The sequence below is a fragment of the Dyella monticola genome (assembly GCF_003363155.1).
GTDB classification, from domain to species: Bacteria; Pseudomonadota; Gammaproteobacteria; order Xanthomonadales; family Rhodanobacteraceae; genus Dyella_B; species Dyella_B monticola.
Window position 1 is genome coordinate 118,803 of the sequence record NZ_QRBE01000004.1, and the last position, 20,091, is coordinate 138,893.

24 protein-coding genes are annotated in these 20,091 nt (G+C 62.5%); 6 read left to right on the plus strand and 18 right to left on the minus strand.

The annotated features are described in order from the left end of the window. Nucleotides 1-36 precede the first annotated feature (36 nt). The gene (locus DWU98_RS08920; protein WP_115495209.1) at nucleotides 37-1,551 is read right to left on the minus strand and encodes a YifB family Mg chelatase-like AAA ATPase; all 1,515 of its coding nucleotides are present in this window, start codon (nucleotides 1,549-1,551) and stop codon (nucleotides 37-39) included. A gap of 145 nt (nucleotides 1,552-1,696) precedes the next feature. After that, nucleotides 1,697-1,954: an accessory factor UbiK family protein gene (locus tag DWU98_RS08925; protein ID WP_115495395.1), complete on the minus strand. Its 258-nt coding sequence runs from the start codon at nucleotides 1,952-1,954 to the stop codon at nucleotides 1,697-1,699. A gap of 188 nt (nucleotides 1,955-2,142) precedes the next feature. Here DWU98_RS08925 and glnK point away from each other — a divergent pair, with 188 nt between their 5' ends. Then, nucleotides 2,143-2,481, plus strand: a complete 339-nt coding sequence (gene glnK, locus DWU98_RS08930; protein ID WP_115495210.1) for a P-II family nitrogen regulator — start codon at nucleotides 2,143-2,145, stop codon at nucleotides 2,479-2,481. Here glnK and DWU98_RS08935 read toward each other — a convergent pair. Beyond that, nucleotides 2,478-3,017: a CcdC protein domain-containing protein gene (locus DWU98_RS08935; RefSeq protein ID WP_115495211.1), complete on the minus strand. Its 540-nt coding sequence runs from the start codon at nucleotides 3,015-3,017 to the stop codon at nucleotides 2,478-2,480. The two genes, glnK and DWU98_RS08935, sit on opposite strands and share 4 nt — an antisense overlap. A gap of 93 nt (nucleotides 3,018-3,110) precedes the next feature. Beyond that, nucleotides 3,111-3,854, minus strand: coding sequence for a 2,3-diphosphoglycerate-dependent phosphoglycerate mutase (gene gpmA / locus DWU98_RS08940; protein ID WP_115495212.1), 744 nt, complete (start codon nucleotides 3,852-3,854; stop codon nucleotides 3,111-3,113). 146 nt (nucleotides 3,855-4,000) lie between these two features. Here gpmA and DWU98_RS08945 point away from each other — a divergent pair, with 146 nt between their 5' ends. Then, nucleotides 4,001-4,651, plus strand: a complete 651-nt coding sequence (locus DWU98_RS08945; protein ID WP_115495213.1) for a DUF4097 family beta strand repeat-containing protein — start codon at nucleotides 4,001-4,003, stop codon at nucleotides 4,649-4,651. Nucleotides 4,652-4,689: 38 nt separating this feature from the next. On the opposite strand, the gene hemF is transcribed toward DWU98_RS08945, so the two are convergent. Next, complete coding sequence (gene hemF / locus DWU98_RS08950) at nucleotides 4,690-5,595, minus strand: oxygen-dependent coproporphyrinogen oxidase (RefSeq protein ID WP_115495396.1); 906 nt, start codon at nucleotides 5,593-5,595, stop codon at nucleotides 4,690-4,692. A gap of 157 nt (nucleotides 5,596-5,752) precedes the next feature. Between hemF and DWU98_RS08955 the strand changes: the two genes are divergently transcribed. From DWU98_RS08955 to DWU98_RS08965, 3 genes are read left to right on the plus strand one after another with little or no spacing between them, the layout of a single operon-like run. After that, nucleotides 5,753-6,964: a beta-ketoacyl-[acyl-carrier-protein] synthase family protein gene (locus DWU98_RS08955; RefSeq protein ID WP_115495214.1), complete on the plus strand. Its 1,212-nt coding sequence runs from the start codon at nucleotides 5,753-5,755 to the stop codon at nucleotides 6,962-6,964. Then, nucleotides 6,961-7,749 (plus strand): beta-ketoacyl synthase chain length factor, encoded by a 789-nt coding sequence (locus DWU98_RS08960; RefSeq protein ID WP_115495215.1) that lies wholly within the window; start codon nucleotides 6,961-6,963, stop codon nucleotides 7,747-7,749. Before DWU98_RS08955 ends, DWU98_RS08960 begins: the two co-directional genes overlap by 4 nt. After that, nucleotides 7,746-8,510 (plus strand): glycosyltransferase family 2 protein, encoded by a 765-nt coding sequence (locus tag DWU98_RS08965; protein ID WP_230474767.1) that lies wholly within the window; start codon nucleotides 7,746-7,748, stop codon nucleotides 8,508-8,510. Before DWU98_RS08960 ends, DWU98_RS08965 begins: the two co-directional genes overlap by 4 nt. Nucleotides 8,511-8,519: 9 nt before the next feature. Here DWU98_RS08965 and DWU98_RS08970 read toward each other — a convergent pair whose 3' ends face one another. From DWU98_RS08970 to DWU98_RS08985, 4 genes are all read right to left on the minus strand, one after another. Further along, the gene (locus DWU98_RS08970; RefSeq protein WP_115495217.1) at nucleotides 8,520-8,954 is read right to left on the minus strand and encodes a hotdog family protein; all 435 of its coding nucleotides are present in this window, start codon (nucleotides 8,952-8,954) and stop codon (nucleotides 8,520-8,522) included. A gap of 2 nt (nucleotides 8,955-8,956) precedes the next feature. Continuing rightward, a complete protein-coding gene (locus tag DWU98_RS08975) occupies nucleotides 8,957-9,904 on the minus strand; it encodes a lysophospholipid acyltransferase family protein (protein ID WP_115495218.1) in 948 nt (315 codons plus the stop codon). Next, complete coding sequence (locus DWU98_RS08980; protein WP_115495397.1) at nucleotides 9,901-10,212, minus strand: ApeI family dehydratase; 312 nt, start codon at nucleotides 10,210-10,212, stop codon at nucleotides 9,901-9,903. Before DWU98_RS08980 ends, DWU98_RS08975 begins: the two co-directional genes overlap by 4 nt. A 71-nt stretch (nucleotides 10,213-10,283) precedes the next feature. Then, a complete protein-coding gene (locus DWU98_RS08985; RefSeq protein WP_115495219.1) occupies nucleotides 10,284-10,553 on the minus strand; it encodes a phosphopantetheine-binding protein in 270 nt (89 codons plus the stop codon). 92 nt (nucleotides 10,554-10,645) lie between these two features. On the opposite strand from DWU98_RS08985, the gene DWU98_RS08990 reads away from it, so the two are divergent. After that, nucleotides 10,646-11,638, plus strand: a complete 993-nt coding sequence (locus DWU98_RS08990; RefSeq protein ID WP_115495220.1) for a chorismate transformation FkbO/Hyg5 family protein — start codon at nucleotides 10,646-10,648, stop codon at nucleotides 11,636-11,638. A 23-nt stretch (nucleotides 11,639-11,661) separates the two neighbouring features. Here the strand turns inward: DWU98_RS08990 and glmU are convergent, their stop codons facing one another. From glmU to atpB, 9 genes are all read right to left on the minus strand, one after another. Continuing rightward, nucleotides 11,662-13,035 (minus strand): bifunctional UDP-N-acetylglucosamine diphosphorylase/glucosamine-1-phosphate N-acetyltransferase GlmU, encoded by a 1,374-nt coding sequence (gene glmU / locus DWU98_RS08995; RefSeq protein WP_115495221.1) that lies wholly within the window; start codon nucleotides 13,033-13,035, stop codon nucleotides 11,662-11,664. A gap of 138 nt (nucleotides 13,036-13,173) precedes the next feature. Then, on the minus strand, nucleotides 13,174-13,596 hold the full coding sequence (locus DWU98_RS09000; protein WP_115495222.1) for a F0F1 ATP synthase subunit epsilon: 423 nt from the start codon (nucleotides 13,594-13,596) through the stop codon (nucleotides 13,174-13,176). 91 nt (nucleotides 13,597-13,687) lie between these two features. After that, nucleotides 13,688-15,121 (minus strand): F0F1 ATP synthase subunit beta, encoded by a 1,434-nt coding sequence (gene atpD / locus DWU98_RS09005; protein WP_115495223.1) that lies wholly within the window; start codon nucleotides 15,119-15,121, stop codon nucleotides 13,688-13,690. A 72-nt stretch (nucleotides 15,122-15,193) separates the two neighbouring features. Next, the gene (gene atpG / locus DWU98_RS09010; RefSeq protein ID WP_115495224.1) at nucleotides 15,194-16,093 is read right to left on the minus strand and encodes a F0F1 ATP synthase subunit gamma; all 900 of its coding nucleotides are present in this window, start codon (nucleotides 16,091-16,093) and stop codon (nucleotides 15,194-15,196) included. 90 nt (nucleotides 16,094-16,183) lie between these two features. After that, nucleotides 16,184-17,734 carry a F0F1 ATP synthase subunit alpha gene (gene atpA / locus DWU98_RS09015; protein WP_115495225.1) on the minus strand — a complete coding sequence of 517 codons (1,551 nt, stop codon included), beginning with the start codon at nucleotides 17,732-17,734 and terminating at the stop codon, nucleotides 16,184-16,186. Nucleotides 17,735-17,835: 101 nt separating this feature from the next. Further along, nucleotides 17,836-18,372 (minus strand): F0F1 ATP synthase subunit delta, encoded by a 537-nt coding sequence (locus tag DWU98_RS09020; RefSeq protein ID WP_115495226.1) that lies wholly within the window; start codon nucleotides 18,370-18,372, stop codon nucleotides 17,836-17,838. Between the two features lie 3 nt (nucleotides 18,373-18,375). Continuing rightward, nucleotides 18,376-18,846: a F0F1 ATP synthase subunit B gene (locus DWU98_RS09025; protein WP_115495227.1), complete on the minus strand. Its 471-nt coding sequence runs from the start codon at nucleotides 18,844-18,846 to the stop codon at nucleotides 18,376-18,378. Nucleotides 18,847-18,936: 90 nt separating this feature from the next. Then, nucleotides 18,937-19,242 carry a F0F1 ATP synthase subunit C gene (gene atpE, locus DWU98_RS09030; RefSeq protein ID WP_230474787.1) on the minus strand — a complete coding sequence of 102 codons (306 nt, stop codon included), beginning with the start codon at nucleotides 19,240-19,242 and terminating at the stop codon, nucleotides 18,937-18,939. Nucleotides 19,243-19,284: 42 nt separating this feature from the next. Next, nucleotides 19,285-20,091 (minus strand): F0F1 ATP synthase subunit A, encoded by an 807-nt coding sequence (atpB, locus tag DWU98_RS09035; protein ID WP_115495229.1) that lies wholly within the window; start codon nucleotides 20,089-20,091, stop codon nucleotides 19,285-19,287.

Below are 20,091 nucleotides of genomic sequence, written 5' to 3' on the forward strand. Positions count from 1 at the left end.
CATGGTGCCCCGGTACATTACCGGGGCAGCGGGTTTCTAATCCGAGACGAGCGATAGCCGGCGATATTGCAAGGCCTCGGCCAAATGCTGCCGATCCAGTGCAGCCGCACCGTTGTCCAGATCGGCAATGGTGCGTGCCACACGCAGCGTACGATGGTAGGCACGTGCGGAAAGCCCAAGCCGCTCCAGCGCCATGTCGAACCATTTGCGCTCCGCCGAACCCAGCGCGCAATCGCGTTCGAGTTCACGGGTGCTGATTTCGGAGTTGGGCCGGCCCGCGCGCGCCAAGGCATGCTGGCGCGCACGGATCACGCGCTTGCGTACGGTGGCGGAATCTTCATCGTGCACGCTACGTGGCGTGCCCAGCTCGGACAATGGCACGGAAGGTACTTCCACACACATGTCGATGCGGTCCAGCAGCGGGCCGGAAATGCGCGAGCGATAGCGCTGCACCTGGTCAGGCGTGCAACGGCAGCGTTGGCGCGTATCGCCCGCGTAGCCGCATGGGCATGGGTTCATGGCGGCAACCAGTTGGAATTGCGCGGGGAACCTGAGCTGCCGTGCCGCGCGCGAAATCAGGATATGCCCTGACTCAAGCGGTTCGCGCAGCACTTCCAGCACATGGCGGCTGAACTCGGGAAGCTCGTCGAGAAACAGCACGCCGTTGTGCGCCAGCGAAATCTCTCCCGGCCGCGGCTGCGAACCGCCACCCACCAGGGCAACGGCGGACGCCGTGTGATGCGGCGCCCGGAAGGGGCGGCGACGCCAGTGCGCCGGATCGACCGTTTGCCCGGCGACCGAGAGCACGGCACAGGTTTCCAGCGCCTCAGATTCGCTCATCGGCGGCATGATGCCCGACAGGCGCTCGGCCAACATCGTCTTGCCGGTGCCGGGTGGTCCCATCAGCAGCAGGTGATGGCCGCCGACCGCTGCGATTTCCAGGGCGCGGCGCGCTTGCAGCTGCCCACGCACGTCGATGAGGTCAGGGCCGTCATCGTCGTTGCTAAGAACCAGGGTCGACGTGGGCTGCGTGAGTTCGTGCGAGCCGTGCAGCCAGCCGCACACGTCGGCCAACGTATCGGCGATGCGAACATCCACCTCAGGAATGAGCGCAGCCTCCTCGGCGTTTGCCCTGGGTACGACTACCTTGCGGCCGCGCGCGCGCGCGCGCAGCAAGGCAGGCAGCACGCCGGACACGGGGCGCAATTGCCCTGACAGCGCCAGTTCGCCGAGGAATTCGCAGTCATCGAGCTTTTCGCGCGGCACCTGGTTGCCGGCTGCCAGGATGCCCAGTGCGATGGCCAGGTCGAAACGGCCGCCGTCCTTGGGCAGCTCGGCCGGCGCCAGATTGACCGTCACCTTGCGATTGGGATATTCGAACGCGGCGCTCTGAATGGCCACGCGGACGCGGTCGCGCGCCTCGCGCACGGCCGCTTCGGGCAGGCCGACGATATGTGTGCTGGGCAGGCCGCCGGAAAGATGCACCTCCACCATGACCTGGGGTGCGGCGACCCCATCCTGGGCGCGGCTTAGCGTGACGGCCAGGCTCATGGGCGACGTGGACTGTCCACGCGCGTGGAGTCGCTGATTGATCGGTCCATCGAGCGACTCCCCTGCATTTCAGCGTAAGAAAAGAGCCGCCCCCCGATCCTTGGGGTGATGGTGACTAATCGGGAGGACGGCTACCGGAACTGGTTTATGGACCGGGAGGCGACACCGTGGCTTCCAACTCCGCCACGCGTCTTTCGAGTTCTTCGACCCTGGCGCGCGTGCGCGCCAACACTTGAGCCTGAACGTCGAATTCCTCCCGGGTAACCAGCTCGAGATGGCGCAGTCCCTGCGCCAGGATATCGCGAAAATTGGCGCGCAGATCCTTGTGCGCGTCTACCATCCCTGGCGGTACCAACGAGACAAGTCGTAGGGCAATCTGATCGATATCCTGCCTCCCCATCATGGTAGGCACCTCGAACTCGTCGACTGACAGTCTATGAAGAAGTGAAAAAGCGGCGCCATCAGCAAGCTCCAACAAGATTTGTAGGGATTTTCCTACACGACAGGACAGGCTGCCTTCAGACAGGCAGAATAGTTATGCTGCGCACCCGCGTGTGACCGGGCTATCTCCGCGCCCGATAAGGATATTTCATGAAATTGGTTGTGGCTGTCATCAAACCCTTCAAGTTGGACGACGTTCGCGAGGCGCTGGCCGAGGTCGGGGTGCAGGGCATCACGGTCACCGAGGTGAAGGGGTTCGGCCGTCAGAAAGGCCATACCGAACTCTACCGTGGCGCCGAGTATGTGGTCGATTTCCTGCCCAAGATCAAGGTGGAAGTGGCGGTCGACGACGCTCAGCTCGAGCGGGTGGTGGAGGCCATTACCCAATCGGCGCGAACCGGCAAGATCGGTGACGGCAAGATTTTCGTCAGCAACCTGGAACAGGTGATCCGCATCCGCACCGGCGAGCTCGATCACGACGCCCTTTAGCTCTCCAGCCCCGGGCGGCTGCGCACGATGCGTTGATGATGGATGAGCAGCCCCGCGAAGTAGCAGATGTAATACCCCACGAACAGGCCGAACATCGCCAAAGTCAGCGGACTTTGCCCGATGGCCGGCCCATGGATGGGCGGCGTGGCGCCGGTGGGATCCTGCATCTGCGGTGCGACCATCGCAAAACGCCATAGCAAGCGCCCCACGAACAGCAAGGTCACCAGCGCGCCAACGTAGGGGTTGGGGACGTAACAGTCGCCCTTCACCGGGTCCAGTACAAAGCGGCTCAGATGAAGCCCGAGCAGGCCCAACGCCGCGCCCAGCACCATGCCGCCGACGAGCCCGCCCAGCAATTGCGTATTGCGCATGACAGGCGCCGCAATCAACACCGCCAGCAGCGCGAAGATGACGATGCGTGCCACCATCTTCTTGCGACGTATCGGTTGCAGCCCGAACTGCGTACGTACGCGTCGCCACAGCAGGAGCGCGACGATCGGTATGAGAATCAGCGGCATCGTGAAATGGGGCGCCATGAGATCTATCCGAATCAGGTAGACCGGCGCAGATTAACAGCGAGCTCCATGCCAGGCGACTGACGCCTGTCATGGATTTACTGCGGATGATGCTTACTTGGCCTTGCCCTGGTTGGCCACGGCAGCCAGCTTCGCCGCAATGGCGTCGGCATCACCGAGATAGTAGTGGCGCAGCGGCTTGAGCTGTGCGTCGAATTCATACACCAGCGGCACGCCGTTGGGGATGTTCAATTCGACGATGGCCTCGTCAGAGATATTGTCCAGGTACTTCACCAGCGCGCGGATCGAATTGCCGTGCGCCACCAGCAGCACGCGCTGGCCGCTGCGGATGGCCGGCGCCAGCACTTCATCCCAATAGGGCAGCACGCGGGCGACGGTGTCTTTCAGGCATTCGGTGTCAGGAATCTGGCTGGGATCGAGGTCGGCATAGCGTGGGTCGGATAGCGACGGATTCTCCGCGCGCGGCAGCGGTGGCGGCGGAATGTCATAGCTGCGGCGCCAGATCTTCACCTGGTCCTCGCCGTACTTGGCCGCCGTTTCGGCCTTGTTGAGGCCGGTGAGGCCGCCGTAGTGACGCTCGTTGAGACGCCAGTCGGTGAGCACCGGAATCCACATCAGGTCCATGGTGTCCTGCACATGCCACAGCGTGCGCACCGCGCGCTTGAGTACCGAGGTGTGCGCCACGTCGAAGTGGTAGCCGGCCTGTGCCAGCAACTCGCCCGACTCGCGCGCTTCGGCGGCGCCTTGCTCGGTGATATCCACGTCGGCCCAGCCGCTGAAACGGTTTTCGAGGTTCCACTGGGATTGGCCGTGACGGATCAGTACGAGCTTGTGCATGGGATTCAATTCAAACGAAGCAGGGCAAGTAGGGAATGGTGCAGGCGCAGCGTAATGGCGTCAATTGCCGGCTGTGCAGGAAGTCACGCTAAACCTTGAGGCAATGAGGCGCATCCTACGTGGGTCCCACCTTGAGGAGTTCCGTTATGCGTTTGGCTACTATCGCTTTGGCGACGACCTTGCTGCTTCCCTTGACCGTTTGCGCCCAGGACATCAGCAAGATTAATGGCTCGGTGTCCGTCGATGCCGGGCAACACGCCGGAGACGTGCATAGCGTCAATGGCTCGGTGAATATCGGCGACGGCGCCGTCGTGCAGGAAGCAAACACCGTCAATGGCTCGGTGCGCCTGGGCGCCAGGGCGCAGGCCAACAGCACGCATACCGTCAACGGCGCGCAAACGCTTGAGCAAGGCGCCCAGGTGCACGGCGATGTAAGCAGCACCAACGGCAGCATCGCGCTGGAGGAAGGTGCCGATGTGATGGGCAATGTATCCAACGTCAACGGCGCCATCCGCCTCGATCACTCACACGTCGGCGGCGGCATCCAAACCACTGACGGCGACATCACCATCGGCGAGGGTTCGCGTGTCGATGGCGGCATCCTGGTCAAGGAACAGCATGGCTGGGGTAACTCGTTCAATCGGCCGCCACGCGTGGTGATCGGCCCACACGCCATTGTTCGCGGCGCATTGGAGTTCCACCGCGAAGTGGAGCTTTACGTCAGCGACAGCGCGCAGATCGGTTCAGTGCAAGGCGCCACGGCAAAGCGGTTCAGCGGTACTCAACCCACGGAGTAACCGCTGAAGCGCACGCCTTTTCCGCCTCGCGGAAATCGCTACAGCCAATCGCGCGGCTTGAGGTACTCGGCAAGCCGCGCTTCGGCCGAAGCGTGCTCTGGCTGATAGGCATATTCGAATCGCACGCGCGGCGGCAGGCTCATCAAGATCGATTCGGTGCGGCCTCCCGACTGCAAACCGAACAAAGTGCCTCGATCGTAGACGAGGTTGAATTCCACATAGCGGCCGCGCCGATAGAGTTGGAATTCACGCTCGCGTTCGCCGTAAGGCATATCTTTGCGGCGTTCTGCGATCGGCAGGTACGCATCCAGAAAACCCTGCCCCACCGCTTGCGTGAAGGCAAAGCAACGATCGAAGCCACCTTCGTTGAGATCGTCGTAAAACAAGCCGCCGACACCGCGCGTTTCACCGCGGTGCTTCAAATAGAAATAGTCATCGCACCATTTCTTGTAGCGCGGATACATGTCTTGGCCGAACGGCGCGCACACATCGCGCGCAACCGTGTGCCAATGCCGCACGTCTTCATCGAACGGGTAAAACGGCGTGAGATCGAAACCGCCGCCGAACCACCACACCGGCTCCACCCCCTCCTTGCGCGCCTCGAAATAGCGCACATTGGCGTGCGTGGTGGGCACGTAGGGATTGCGCGGATGCAAGACCAGCGACACGCCGGTTGCGATGAACCTGCCTCCGGTCAATTCCGGCCGATGCGCCGTGGCGCTCGGCGGCAAGGTGTCGCCGTGCACCAGCGAAAAATTCACGCCGGCTTGCTCGAATAAGGCACCCTCCCGCAACACCCGCGTGTGACCACCGCCGCCGGCGGGGCGAGTCCATGCATCGTCAACGAAGCGCGCGGTGCCGTCGATCCGCTCCACCGCCGAGCAGATCCGGTCCTGCAATGCACGCAGAAACTGTTCCGCCCTTTCGACTTGCTCGCTCTTCATCAATGCATCCGGCATGGGGGTCAGGCGCACAAGCTTAGCAAGGCTGCCCCATGGAAGATGCGGCGCCTGGTGCACTGTGTGAACACAGCCACAGCGGCGAGGGCACCGTAGGGAATGCCATCTAGGCAAGCCCAGGCCCGCTCGCTAGGCTCATGCGATGCGCGCGACAACCCTCCCGCTAGCGGTGACCGCCTACACCGTCACCTCCGCGCTTGGCCTCGGCCAAGAGGCGCATCTCGACGCACTTGCCCAGCAACGCAGCGGCCTGCGTCCGAATGACTTCAGCAGCGCGCCGTTGGCGTGCTGGATCGGCCGCGTCGATGGTGTGGAAGCCATCGCCCTGCCGGCGCCTTTTGCACAATGGGATTGCCGTAACAACCGGCTCGCGTGGCTGGGTTTGAACCAGGACCAATTTCTGCACGACGTTCGCACGGCTCGGGAGCGCTACGGCGCGCATCGCGTCGCCCTGTTGCTGGGTACCTCGACCGCCAGCATCGCCGCCACCGAAGAAGGCTACCGGCGCCTGGATGGTGGGCGCTTTCCGCACGATTTGCATCGCACCGCCATCCACACGCCCCATTCACTCACCGCCTTCGTCGCTGCCGCGCTGGATATCGGCGGCCCCTGCTTGACGATTTCCACGGCATGCTCCTCCAGCGCAAAAGTATTCGCCAGCGCGGAACGGCTCATCCGCATGGACGTGGTCGACGCCGCCATCGTCGGTGGCGTCGATTCGCTGTGCGAGAGCACGCTCTTCGGCTTCAACGCGTTGGAACTGGTATCGGGTGAACCATGTCGTCCTTTCGATGCGCAGCGACGCGGCATTTCGATCGGCGAGGCAGCGGGCTTTGCACTGCTGGAACGAACCGATGCCTGCCCGGATGCCCCGTTACGATTGCTCGGCTGCGGCGAGTCGAGCGACGCCCACCATATGTCTACGCCCGATCCGCAAGGCGTCGGCGCAGAAATCGCCTTGCGTGATGCACTCGACCGCGCCGGCCTCAATGTGTCGCAGGTGGATTACATCAATCTGCACGGAACGGCGAGTCAGAAAAACGATGCGATGGAAGCGGCGTTGGTAGCGCGCCTGTTTCCAGCGCGCACGCGGGTCAGTTCCACCAAGGGCCTCACCGGACATACCTTGGGCGCGGCCGGGATTGTCGAAGCCGTCATCACCTTGCTTGCCCTGCGTGAAGGGTTTGTGCCGGGAAACGCCGGCGTTCTCCACGCCGATCCGGCATGCTCGGCGCATTTTGCATGGCACAACGAACCACGCCCGTTGAAGGTGGCATCAAGTCATTCGTTTGGTTTTGGCGGCAACAATGCATGCCTGGTTTTTGCCCATGCCGATGCGAGTGCTCATCCATGAATGCGCTGCACGTTCGCGTTGAAGGTATCGGCTTGTGGTCGCCGCAGCTTGCGAACTTCGATGCACTGCGTCAGCTGCTTGGCGGTGAAAAAACCGAAGCGCCCGACCCGCGCCCGCATGCTGGCGCGTTGTCACCGAACGAACGCCGCCGCGCACCGCAGAGTGTTTTGGTCGCCATCGAAGCGGCGTCGCAGGCCATGACCATGAGCGGTCGCGCCGCCGACAGTGTGGCGTGCGTCTTTGCTTCCGGGTACGGCGATCAGGTCACCACTGATTACATGTGCCAAGTACTCGCCCGCGCGCCTACCGAGCTTTCACCCACGCGCTTTCACAATTCCGTCCACAATGCATCAGCCGGTTATTGGACGATCGCCACCGCATGTCGGGCGCCATCCAGCGCGACATGCGGCGGGAACGCAAGTTTCGGTGCAAGCCTGCTGGAGGCGGCCGCGCTCGCCTGCGCGGACCATCGCGCGGTCATGCTGGTCTGCAGCGATACGGCAGGTGTCGGTCCGCTGGGTGAGTTGATCGGGTGCACGCGCGCATTGGGTTGTGCGTTGGTATTGGCACCGGGTACAAGCAAAGGCATGCCGTTACGTCTTTGCACAACGACATCGCCGCCCAGGCACGCATCATTGCCGTCCGATTGCATGACATGGATGGGCGACAACCCTTCCGCAGCATGTCTGCCGTTGCTGGCCATGCTGGCGCGTGGCGAAGGCGAATGCGTGCTGGCAGTATCCGAGCGGCTTGCGCTGCACGTGCAAATGGAGATGATGACGTGAACGAAGCGTTGCGTTGGTGTGTACTGATTCCTTGTCTGAATGAGGAAAAGGCCATCGGCTCGGTCGTGCGGTCCGCTCTGCAGCTGGGTGTCTCGGTGATCGTTATCGACGATGGCTCCGATGACCGCACGCCAGATATCGTCAACGCCCTGCCCGTTATGCTGCTGCGCCACGGTGTTCGAAAAGGCAAGGGCGAGGCCTTGCGCACGGGTTTTCGCGAAGCGCTGCGCCAGGGCTTTGACGCCGTGGTCACCATGGATGGCGACGGTCAGCATCTGGCCGAAGACATTCCGCGCCTGGTAGATGTGGGCAAGCGTTTTCCCGACCACATCGTCATCGGTGCGCGCCTGTTGCATCGGGAACAGCAACCCAAGGGGCGACGGCGCGCCAATGCGTTGGCCGACTGGGCCATTTCATGGGCATGCGGGCAACCGGTGGCCGATACGCAAAGCGGTCAGCGTTGGTATCCGCGCAGCGCGCTGGACCTGGTGGAGCTGGATGCGCAGAACTTCGTTTTTGAAGCGGCGATGCTAATTGTGGCGTCACGCGAAAAAGGCCTCGGCATCGTTTCAGTACCGATTGCTTCGCGTTATGAAGGGTCGTTTCGTCTCAGCCACTTCAGCCCGGTGCGTGATGTCATGCGCATCGCTTTGTATACGGCAAGGCAGGTGTTTGGCCGCGGGCAACTCTGGGCAAGCTATACGCGCTCACGGGCTGCGCCGTTGATCGTAGACGATACCTATTCGCAGCGCGCGGCGTAGAACCGCGCATCAGGCGTTGACGTACATCACCGTGACGCGCCCTGATACCAGCAACTGCCCACCCTGCTTTACGTTGAACGCGTACTGCGCACCCCGCTCGTCGGCGAGCAACTGTTCTGCATGGATGTCCAAATGCCCGTTAGATAGCTGGACGTATTCCACTATCAATCGCATGTCGCGCACGCTTACCAGCCTCCCTTCGCGCTTGGCCGTCTCGCCATTCGCGCCTGCAGACAGCACCGCATGAACGGCGCTTGCCTGTGCGGCATATTCGGCCAAGTGCACCGCATGCAGGCCTTGCGTGGCGCGCAAGGGATGATCGGCAAGCCTGTGCCGCTCGCCGATAGCATGGATCGTCGCGGCATCCCAGCTCGCTACCGCATCGATCAAGGCCATCGCGCCAGCATGCGGAACACATGCCGCCCAGGCCTCTGGCGTGAGCATGTTCATGCTTCGCGCATAGTGTGCGTATCGGATACCGCGCGCGGCTGCGCGATGTCCTGCTGCCAGAAGTCGTAGAAGTTGAACCAATTGTAAGGATCGAGCTTGGCGTAATGCTCAAGTCGCTGCGCGTAGCGGTGCAGAATGTCGTCGAGTGCCTGAGGACGCGCTTCACGTGGAATATCCACGCGATCCATGAAGGGTTCGAAACGCAGCGCGTAACGACGACCGCCGCGATAGAGCCCAAAACACAGCATCACCGGCACTTGCAGTGTGCTTGCCAGCAGCCACGGCCCGACCGGAAAGGGCGCAGGTTCGCCGAGAAAATCCACGCGACGCAGCGTTTCATGCGCGCGGCCGCGATCCGCCAGCAGAGCAACCATGCCACCGGTGCGACAGGCTTCGGCAACCGCGAGCGTGATGGCCGCGCCGCCCTGTGAAACATCGATCACCGCCTCGCCCACTTCAGGCGCCAAAGCTTCGAGCAAATCGGTGATGGAAGGCGTTTTCTGCTTGTCCAACAGCACCCGCAAAGGCACGTGCGGACAGCGGGCAGCAAGCGCACGCAGCACTTCGAAGCTGCCCTGATGGGATCCCACCAACAGCACGCCTCGTCCTTGCGCAACATGGTGTTCCAGGTCATCGAGCCCACTCACTTCGATGTCGTAATCGCGCTCGCCATGCGCCAGCAGGTAGATGCGATCGAGCATGGTCACTGCGAAGCAATGGAGATGCTTGAATGCCTCCCCCAGCGTAGCCGGACGACCAAACACGCGCGTCAGATAATCGCGCGAAGCACGCCGCTCGACACGACGCCGCATGAGGTAATACAGCGTGATGGGGTAAAGGCATAGCAGCATGAACCCGCGACCCAGGCGCAATGCTACGGTAATCAGCACATTGACCCAGAATCGATTGCCGCCTTCGGGCTGGTCCTGCCAGTGTTCGCTCACGGTGCGCCCTCGATCACGCCGCGCGCCAGGATGTTTCCTTCACGGCGCAGCTCGAAGCGTATCAAGTCGGATGCATCCATAAGTTCAAGGTCAGCCGATTCGCCCGGATGCAACGACGCCAGGAATTTCACTTCGCGCACACGTGCAAGACGTTGATTACGCCAGTCACGCAACGCCTGCGCAACGTACTCGAGCAGGACGACGCCCGGCACGAGCGGATGCCCCGGAAAGTGGCCGGGCAGGCAGGGGTGTTCCGGCGCTATGCATAGCGCGCGTTGATAGCGGTCGTTCGCGTTGCACCGATCCATGGGTGTTTCGCTGGCCAAGGGATACAGCACCGATGATGCGGGTCTGACCTGTCAGCGCGCTTAACGCGAATTCAGGCTGTACGCTCTCGTTCAATATGTTCGGACAACGCGTGCAGGCTACCGAAGATGCGCTGGTTGTCCGGATGGTCCGAGCGCAACTGCATGCCGTAGCGTTTGGAAACGGCCAGGGCGATTTCCAGGGCATCGATTGAATCCAGGCCGAGGTCGCTGCCGAAGAGCGGCGCTTGCGGATCGATGTGCGCGGGGTCGACCGCTTCCAGATTGAGCGCGTCCACGATGAGGATGGCCAGTTCGTGTTCGGCGGCGGTCTGCGTGGACATGCTTGGTTTCGCTGCTCCGGATGCACGGCCAGCCCAGGGCCGGGGTGGCCGGCCAGTGTAACATAGGGGTTCTGTCGTTCTCGGCTGCAAGCATGGTTCAGGCAAAGCAAAACCTTGAGGCCCAACCCGACCTGCCGCGCACTCCCCGCGTCACCTATCGTGCGGCATCTCCGGCGGCAGTCCTGGCCGAGGACGGCATCCTGGCTGTGTTCGGCTTTGGCGCCGGTGCGCCCGATGACGACGATCCGCGCTATCTGCCGGTTCCACTGGAAAGCTTTGACGCGCCCGCTCCGCTGGAGGCATGGCATGTGGAGGCCGAGGTGGAACGGGGGCGCCAGGACGCTGTGCACTGGTCGGCCGGCGGCAGTTGGTTGTTCGCGTCGGTGACGCTGGACGAGCGCCAGACCGGCGGCATCGAAGGCGCTGCGTACCAAGCGTATGCGCAGTTGCAGCGGTTCATGCGCGCGCGAACCGGGCATCGCGTGCTGCGCATGTGGAATTACCTGGCCGACATCAATCGGGGCGAAGAGGATGCCGAACGCTACAAGCAGTTTTGCGATGGACGTTCGTCCGGGTTGGGCGATTTCTTTGCGCGAGGCTTCCCGGCCGCTACCGCGATCGGCCACCACCTGCGCGAACCGCTGCTGCAGGTGTATCTGCTCGCCTGCACGGATGAAGGCATGGCCGTGGAGAACCCGCGACAGGTCAGCGCCTGGCAATACCCTCGCCAATACGGTCGCACCTCACCCGGTTTTGCTCGCGGCATGCTGATGCCGATGCGGGATGCGCTGGCGATTTCCGGTACCGCCGCGGTGGTGGGTCATGCATCGACGCATGCGCACGACCTGGATGCGCAGCTCGACGAAACGCTGCTTAACCTGGAATCCTTGCTTGCCACAGCAGACATGCCGGCTGGCTTTGACACCCATTCACCGCTGAAGGCTTACGTGCGCCATCCCACCGACGCCGCGCGCGTGCGCGAGACGTTGCAACAACGCCTGCCAGGGGTGCCGGTACTGCTGATGCATGGCGACATTTGCCGCCGTGAACTGCTGGTGGAAATCGACGGTTGGCGTTACCGGTAATCGAACGTCTTCGTTAGAGCGTATCAGGGCTTTTGCTTTTCCGGTCGCTTCCATCCAGGCAAGGTGGCCTGCCGGCCGCGTGCCACGGTGAGTTCACCGGCTGGAGCATCCTTGGTGATGACCGAGCCGGCGCCGATCGTGGCGCGCGCACCCACGGTCACCGGTGCGACCAGCGCACTGTTGGAACCGATGAAGGCGTCGTCTTCGATGCGGGTGACAAATTTGTTCACGCCATCGTAGTTGCAGGTAATCGTGCCAGCGCCGACGTTGACATGGCGCCCGACGATCGTGTCGCCCAGATAAGAAAGGTGATTAGCCTTGCTGCCTTCACCGACGCGCGTCTTCTTGGTCTCCACGAAATTACCGATATGCGCGCCGCTGTCCAACTCCGTACCCGGACGCAGCCGCGCGAACGGGCCGATAATGCACGGCCCATGTGTAACGACGCCTTCCAGGTCGCAGTGCGCATGCACGATCGTGCCCGCGGCAAGCTGCACATCTTTCAGTCGTGAATACGGACCGACGTGCACGTCTTCGCCAAGCTGCACATCGCCTTCCAGGATCACGTCGATATCCAGCTCGACATCGCGCGCCGCTTTCACGCTGCCGCGCACGTCGACGCGCCGTGGATCGACAATGCGAACGCCTTCGGACATCAACGCACGCGCATTGCGCTCGCGATAGGCATCTTCGAGTTCCGTAAGCTGCCAAGGCGTGTTTGCACCGGCGGCTTCCATCGCGTCTTCGCATTCCACGCACAATGCTGCGCGGCTTTCGGAAGCGGCCATTTGGAAAATATCCGTGAGGTAGTACTCGCCTTGTGCGTTGTTGCGATCAAGTCCGGCGATCCACCGTTTGAGCGAAGCGGCCTCGGCGGACAGGATGCCGGTGTTGATCAGGTTGATCGCACGCTGGGTATCGTCGGCATCCTTTTCCTCGATGACGGCGCGCACGCAGCCGTTGCCATCGCGCAGCACGCGACCATAGCCATGCGGATTGGCGACGCGTGTGGCAAGCATCGATAACGTGCTTTCGGTCTCGACCAGGCGCTGCAGTGTTTCGGTGCGCGTAAGGGGCACGTCGCCATACAGCACTAGTACCCGCACGTGGTCGGGCACGTTACGCAGCGCCTGCCCCACGGCGTGACCGGTGCCCAGTTGCTCGGCTTGCAAGGTCCAGCGCAGATCCGTTTGGCCGTCGAACGCGGCAAGCACCTGCTCGCCGTTGAAGCCATAGACGAGGTGGATGGCCTCAGGCTCCAGGCTGCGCGCAGTGCCCAGCACGTGCGCCAACAGCGGTCGGCTCGCCAAGGGCATCAGCACCTTGGCCTTCTTCGATTTCATGCGCTTGCCTTCGCCGGCGGCGAGGACGATGACGTGCAGGGCTGGATGGGTCATAGGAATCGAAGGTGGATGACGGTTTGGCATTAAGCATACCTGCTCAATCCGGCCCACTTTGGGGTGTGCAGGCGTCAAAGCGATGTGCAAAACAAAAACGCCGACACGAGGCCGGCGTTTTTGAAGTCTTCAACAGGCTCAGTGCTTGAGGTTCTTGCGCATGCGCTCCAGCGCCTGGAGCTGCGCCAACGCCTGCGCAAGCTTGGCCTGCGCCTCGACCACGTCGACGGTGCCGGAGCGGTTGGCAAGTGCCTCTTCGGCCTCCTGCTTGGCGCGCTTGGCGGCGGCTTCGTCCAGATCGGCGGCGCGCGCGGCGGTGTCGGCCAGCACGGTAACCGCCTGCGGCTGCACTTCCAGAATGCCGCCGGAAACATAGAACTGCTGCCGCTCGCCGCCTTCCAGTACCACGTCGATGTGGCCGGGCTTGAGGCGAGTGATCAGCGGGGCGTGGCGGGGCGTGATACCCAGTTCGCCCAGCTCGCCGGTGGCGACGACCATCACCGCATCACCGTGAAAGATCTCGGCTTCGGCACTGACGATGTCGCAACGAATGGTGCTCATAGTTTTCTCGCTTCGCCCGATGGACCGGACAGAAAGGATTTATCGGCTTCCCGGCCCCCTGCGGATGCAAGGGTTCCGGCAGATGCCTGGATCAGGCGGCCTTCTTGGCGCCCATTTCCTCGGCCTTCTTGATGGCCTCGTCGATGGTGCCGACCATGTAGAACGCCTGCTCGGGAACGTGGTCCACTTCACCTTCCACGATCATCTTGAAACCGCGGATGGTTTCCTTCAGCGGCACGTACTTGCCGGGCGCGCCGGTGAACACCTCGGCCACGTGGAACGGCTGCGAGAAGAAGCGCTCGCACTTACGTGCGCGGTACACCACCTGCTTGTCTTCTTCGGACAACTCGTCCATGCCGAGAATGGCGATGATGTCCTTCAGCTCCTTGTAGCGCTGCAGGGTGCCCTGCACCTTGCGAGCCACGTCGTAGTGTTCGGCGCCGACCACGTTCGGGTCGAGCTGGCGGCTGGTGGAATCGAGCGGGTCCACGGCCGGGTAGATACCCAGCGCAGCGATGTTACGGGAGAGCACCACGGTCGCATCCAAATGGGCGAAGGTGGTGGCCGGAGACGGGTCGGTCAGGTCGTCCGCGGGCACGTACACGGCCTGGATCGAGGTGATCGAACCGGTCTTGGTAGAGGTGATGCGCTCCTGCAACACGCCCATTTCATCGGCCAGTGTCGGCTGGTAACCCACGGCGGACGGCATACGCCCAAGCAGCGCGGATACTTCGGTACCGGCCAGCGTGTAGCGGTAGATGTTGTCCACGAAGAACAGCACGTCGCGGCCCTTGCCGTGTTCGTCCTTCTGGTCGCGGAAGTATTCGGCCATGGTCAGGCCGGTCAGCGCCACGCGCAGACGGTTGCCCGGCGGCTCGTTCATCTGGCCGTACACCATCGCCACTTTCGATTCCGGCAGGTTGTCCAGCTTCACGACGCCTGCATCCTGCATCTCGTGGTAGAAGTCGTTACCTTCGCGGGTGCGCTCGCCCACGCCGGCGAACACCGACAGACCCGAGTGCTGGGTGGCGATGTTGTTGATCAGTTCGAGCATGTTCACCGTCTTGCCCACGCCGGCGCCGCCGAACAGGCCGACCTTGCCGCCCTTGGCGAACGGGCACACCAGGTCGATCACCTTGATGCCGGTTTCCAGCAGTTCGTTGGCAAGCGCCTGGTCGTCATAGGACGGCGCTTCGCGGTGGATCACCCAATGATCCTCGGCCTGGATCGGGCCGACTTCGTCGATCGGGTTGCCGAGCACGTCCATGATGCGACCGAGCGTGGCCTTGCCGACCGGCACCTTGATGCCTTCGCCGGTGTTGCGCGCCACGAGGCCGCGCTTGAGGCCGTCGGTGGAGCCCAGAGCGATCGTACGCACCACGCCGTCGCCGAGCACCTGCTGGACTTCCAGCGTGATCTCGGTGCCGTCGATCTTCAGTGCGTCATATACCTGCGGCACTTGATCGCGCGCGAACTCGACGTCGATAACCGCGCCGATGATCTGTACAACTTTGCCCTGGCTCATTGAATATGCTCCGGATGGATCTTTAAGGTTCTGTCTCGGCGCCGCTTGCGCGTCGCCATGAATGGGTTGGGATTAGACCGCCGCCGCGCCGCCGACGATTTCGGAAATTTCCTGCGTGATCGCAGCCTGACGCGCCTTGTTGTAGCTGAGCGTCAATTCGGCGATCACCTTGCTGGCATTATCGGAAGCCGACTTCATCGCCACCATGCGCGCGGCGTGTTCGCTGGCGAGGTTTTCCAGCACGGCCTGGTACACCACCGATTCGATGTAGCGGCTAAGCACGTGCTCGAGCACGGTGGCTGCATCGGGTTCGTAGATGTAATCCCAATCGTGGGACTGTTCCAGCGCAACGCCGGCAACGTGCTGTGCTTCAAGTTCGGCGGCGACGGACGGCAACGGCAGCAGCGCATCGACCGACGGTTTCTGCGTCATGGTGTTGACGAAGTCGTTGTAGGCAAGGAACACGCGATCGAACTTGCCTTCGGTGTACGCATCCAGCACGACTTTGATCACGCCGATGAGCTGCTCCACCTTCGGGCGCTCGCCCAGATGCGTGGTGCTGCCGATCAGGTTCACGCCATTGAGCCGGCGGAAGAACTGCACCGCCTTCTGGCCGATGGCCACCACATCGATCTGCACGCCCTGCTGCTGATACTCGCGAATCGCGGGCAACAGGCGGCGGAACAGGTTCGAGTTGAGGCCGCCGCAAAGACCGCGATCGGTCGTAACGACCACATAGCACACACGCGACACGTTCTCGCGCTCGACCAGGAACGGATGGGTGAACTCCGTGCTCGCCTGCGCGACGTGCGCGATCACCTTGCGCATGGAGCGCGCATAGGGACGCGAGGCCTTCATCAGGTCCTGCGCTTTGCGAATCTTGGAGGCCGAGACCATTTCGAGCGCGCGCGTCACCTTGCGCATGTTCTGCGTGCTCTTGATCTTGGTTTTAATTTCGCGTCCGCTTGCCACGTTTGCCTCAACCTGTTGGGTACGATTCGGTCGGCTGACCGACGTGCGGTGCGATCATCCGTCGTGGACGACCGCACACCCTTGTAATGCTTACCAGCTGCCCGTCTTCTTGAACTCGTCCAGGCCAGCCTTGAACGTCGCTTCGATGTCGTTGTTCCAGTCACCGGTGGCGACGATCCTCTTCATCAGCTCTTCGTTGTTCTGGTGGAAGAAGCTGTGCAGGCCCTTCTCGAACGCCAGCACCTTGTTCACCGGCAGATCGTCCAGATAGCCCTTTTCAGCGGCGTACACGGACAGCGCCAGTTCGGCGATGGAAAGCGGTGCGTACTGCTTCTGCTTCATCAGCTCGGTGACGCGCTGACCGCGGTCGAGCTGCGCGCGCGTGGCCGGATCGAGGTCCGAGGCGAACTGCGCGAACGCAGCAAGTTCGCGGTACTGCGCCAGTGCGAGCTTCACGCCGCCGGAGAGCTTCTTCACGATCTTGGTCTGTGCCGCGCCACCTACGCGCGACACCGAGATACCGGCGTTCACGGCAGGACGGATACCCGCGTTGAACAAGTCGGTTTCAAGGAAGATCTGGCCATCGGTGATCGAGATCACGTTGGTGGGCACGAATGCGGACACGTCGCCGGCCTGCGTTTCGATGATCGGCAGCGCGGTGAGCGAACCGGTCTTGCCTTTCACTTCGCCCTTGGTGAACTTCTCGACGTATTCCTCGGACACGCGCGCGGCGCGCTCAAGCAGACGCGAGTGCAGGTAGAACACGTCACCCGGATACGCTTCGCGGCCCGGCGGGCGCTTGAGCAGCAGCGAGATCTGGCGATACGCCACGGCCTGCTTGGACAAGTCGTCATAAATGATCAGCGCGTCCTGGCCGCGATCGCGGAAGTACTCGCCCATCGCGCAACCGGCGTACGGCGCGATGTACTGCAGCGCGGCCGATTCGGATGCCGAGGCAACGACGACGATGGTATTGGCCAGCGCGCCGTTCTCTTCGAGCTTGCGCACCACGTTGGCGATCGACGAACGCTTCTGGCCGATCGCCACGTAGACGCACTTAATACCGGAATCTTTCTGGTTGATGATCGCGTCGATGGCCAGCGCGGTCTTGCCGGTCTGGCGATCGCCGATGATCAGCTCGCGCTGGCCGCGGCCGATCGGAATCATCGAGTCGACGGACTTGTAGCCGGTCTGCACCGGCTGGTCGACCGACTTACGCCACACCACGCCCGGCGCGACCTTTTCGATCGGCGACGTGAGCTTGGTGGGGATGGGGCCTTTGCCGTCGATCGGGTTACCCAGCGCATCGACCACGCGGCCGAGCATTTCCGGGCCAACCGGCACTTCGAGAATGCGGCCGGTGGTCTTGGCGACATCGCCCTCGCGCAGGTGCTGGTATTCGCCCAGCACCACGGCGCCGACGGAGTCGCGCTCGAGGTTCAGCGCCAGCGCAAACGCGTTGCCCGGCAGTTCGATCATTTCGCCCTGCATCACATCGGCCAGGCCGTGGATGCGCACGATACCGTCAGACACGCTGATGATCGTGCCCTCATTGCGGGCTTCCGCACCGAGCTTGAACTGCTCGATGCGGTTCTTGATCAGTTCGCTGATCTCTGACGGATTGAGAGTGGTGCTGGACATGGTCGGATCCTAAATGTGTATAACGAGACGCTTTTCTTAAGAGTCCGCCATGGATGGCGGGTTTTGCTCTTCGCGAAAAGGACTTCGCGTAAAACCAATTCTTACTGCGTAAGTGCCGATGCCAGGCGCTGCAGGCGACCGCGGGCGGAGCCGTCGATCACTTCGCTGCCGGTATCGATCACGACACCGCCCAGCAGCGAGGGATCGACCTGGGTTTCCAGTTCGATCTCGCGCTTGAAGCGGCGCTTGAGCGATGCCTTCAGCTGCTCGGCCTGCGCAACGTCCAGAGCCATCGCGCTGGTAACTTTCACCAGCAACTGCGACTCGGACTCACGCTTGTAGGTTTCGTACAGCGCGCCCACGTCCGGCAGCAGCGACATGCGATGCTGTTCGGCCAACGCGGCCAGGAAATGGCCGAATACGCTGTCCGCCTGCATGCCCTCAGGCAGATGCAAGGCGACGAGCTGCTCCGGCAGCACGCGCGGATCGTTGCTGAGTGCAGCCACGCGCGCATCCCTGGCCACTTCGGCAGCGAAGGCCAACGCGTGTGACCAGTTGGCCAGCGCACCTTCAGCCTGCGCCAGCTCGAAAGCGGCGCGGGCGTAAGGACGAGCAAGAGTGATCGACTGGGCGGCCATCGATCAGATCTCGGTGGCAAGCTGGTCAAGCAACGCCTTGTGCGCTGCCGGGTCGATTTCGCGCTGCACGATCTTGGAGGCACCCTGCACCGCCAATGCGCCAACGCGTTCGCGCAACTCTTCGCGCGCGCGCTGCGCCATGGAGGCGATCTCGTCCTGCGCGGCGGCCTTCTGGCGGTTGATTTCCGCCACGGCGTCGGCGCGGGCCTTGTCGAGGATCTGATTGGCCTGCTGCTGCGCGCGGTCGATGATCTCAGCCGCCTGTTGACGCGCCTGCTTGACCTCGGCGGCGGCTTTATTGTCGGCCGCCTTCAATTCCGCGTGCGCACGCTCGGCGGCATTTAGACCTTCGGCGATTTTTAGCTGGCGCTCTTCGATGGCCTTGTTGATGTGTGGCCAAATGAACTGGACGCAGATCCAGATCAAGATCGCGAACGAAATCATTTCGCCAATCAGGGTCGCGTTGAATTCCATCGCTGCATTACCTGTGCATGCGGATTAAACAAGGTGCGGACGCCCTACGGCGCCCGCACCGGATTGAATCGAACCGATACCGGCGCGGGCTTAGTGACCGGCAGCCGCCACGGCGGCCTTCTGGACAACTGTGAGCAGCGGATTGCCGACGGCGAAGTACATCGCCAGCGCCACGCCGATCAGGAACGCCGCGTCGATCAGGCCAGCCAGCAGGAACATGCGACCCTGCAGCAGCGGTACCAGTTCCGGCTGGCGAGCAGCGGCTTCGAGGAACTTCGAACCCATGATGCCGATGCCGATACAGGCACCCAGCGCACCCAGACCGATGATCAGGCCGATAGCGATGGCGGTGAGGCTCTGGACTTGAGCAAGATGAGCAATGACTTCCACGTTAATCTCCTAAAGAATTGAAAAGCGCTACGTACAGTTAGGGGTAAATCAGTGGTGATCGTGTGCCATTGAGATGTACACGACGGTCAACACCATAAAGATGAAGGCCTGGATCGAGATGATCAGGATATGGAAGATGCCCCACACGGTGTAACCGATCAGGCCCAATCCATAAAGTGCCCAGCCACCGGCGCTGAACAGGCCCGCGATCAGAATGAATACGAGCTCGCCGGCATACATGTTGCCGAACAGTCGCATCGCCAGGCTCACCGGCTTGGACAGCATCTCCACCAGGTTCAGCACGAAGTTGGGGATCCACAGCAGCGGATGCTTGCCGAACGGCGCGGTGAACAGCTCATGCATGAACCCGCCGGCACCTTTTGCCTTGAAGCTGTAGAAGATCGTCAGCAGGAACACGGTGGTGGACATCGCGAAGGTCATGTTCAGATCCGCCGTCGGCACGGCGCGGAAATGCCCCAGGCCCAGCTTGGCGGTGATGACCGGCAGCAGATCCACCGGCAGCAGGTCCATGGCGTTCATCAGGAACACCCAGACGAACACGGTCAGCGCCAGCGGCCCCAGGACGCGGCGGTCGCCATGGAACACGTCCTTGACCTGGCCATCGACGAATTCCAGCACCAGCTCGACGAAGGCCTGCCCCTTGCCCGGAACGCCCGAGGTGGCTTTGCGCGCCTTCAGCCAGAACCAGAAGCAGAACAGGATGCCAAGCACCAACGATACGGCGATGGAATCGATGTGCACCGCCCAGAACCCGTCCGGACTGATGCTCGGCGGCTTCAAGAATGTCAGGTGGTGCTGGATGTACTCGGTAAAACCGCCCGGCTCGCTTGCCAT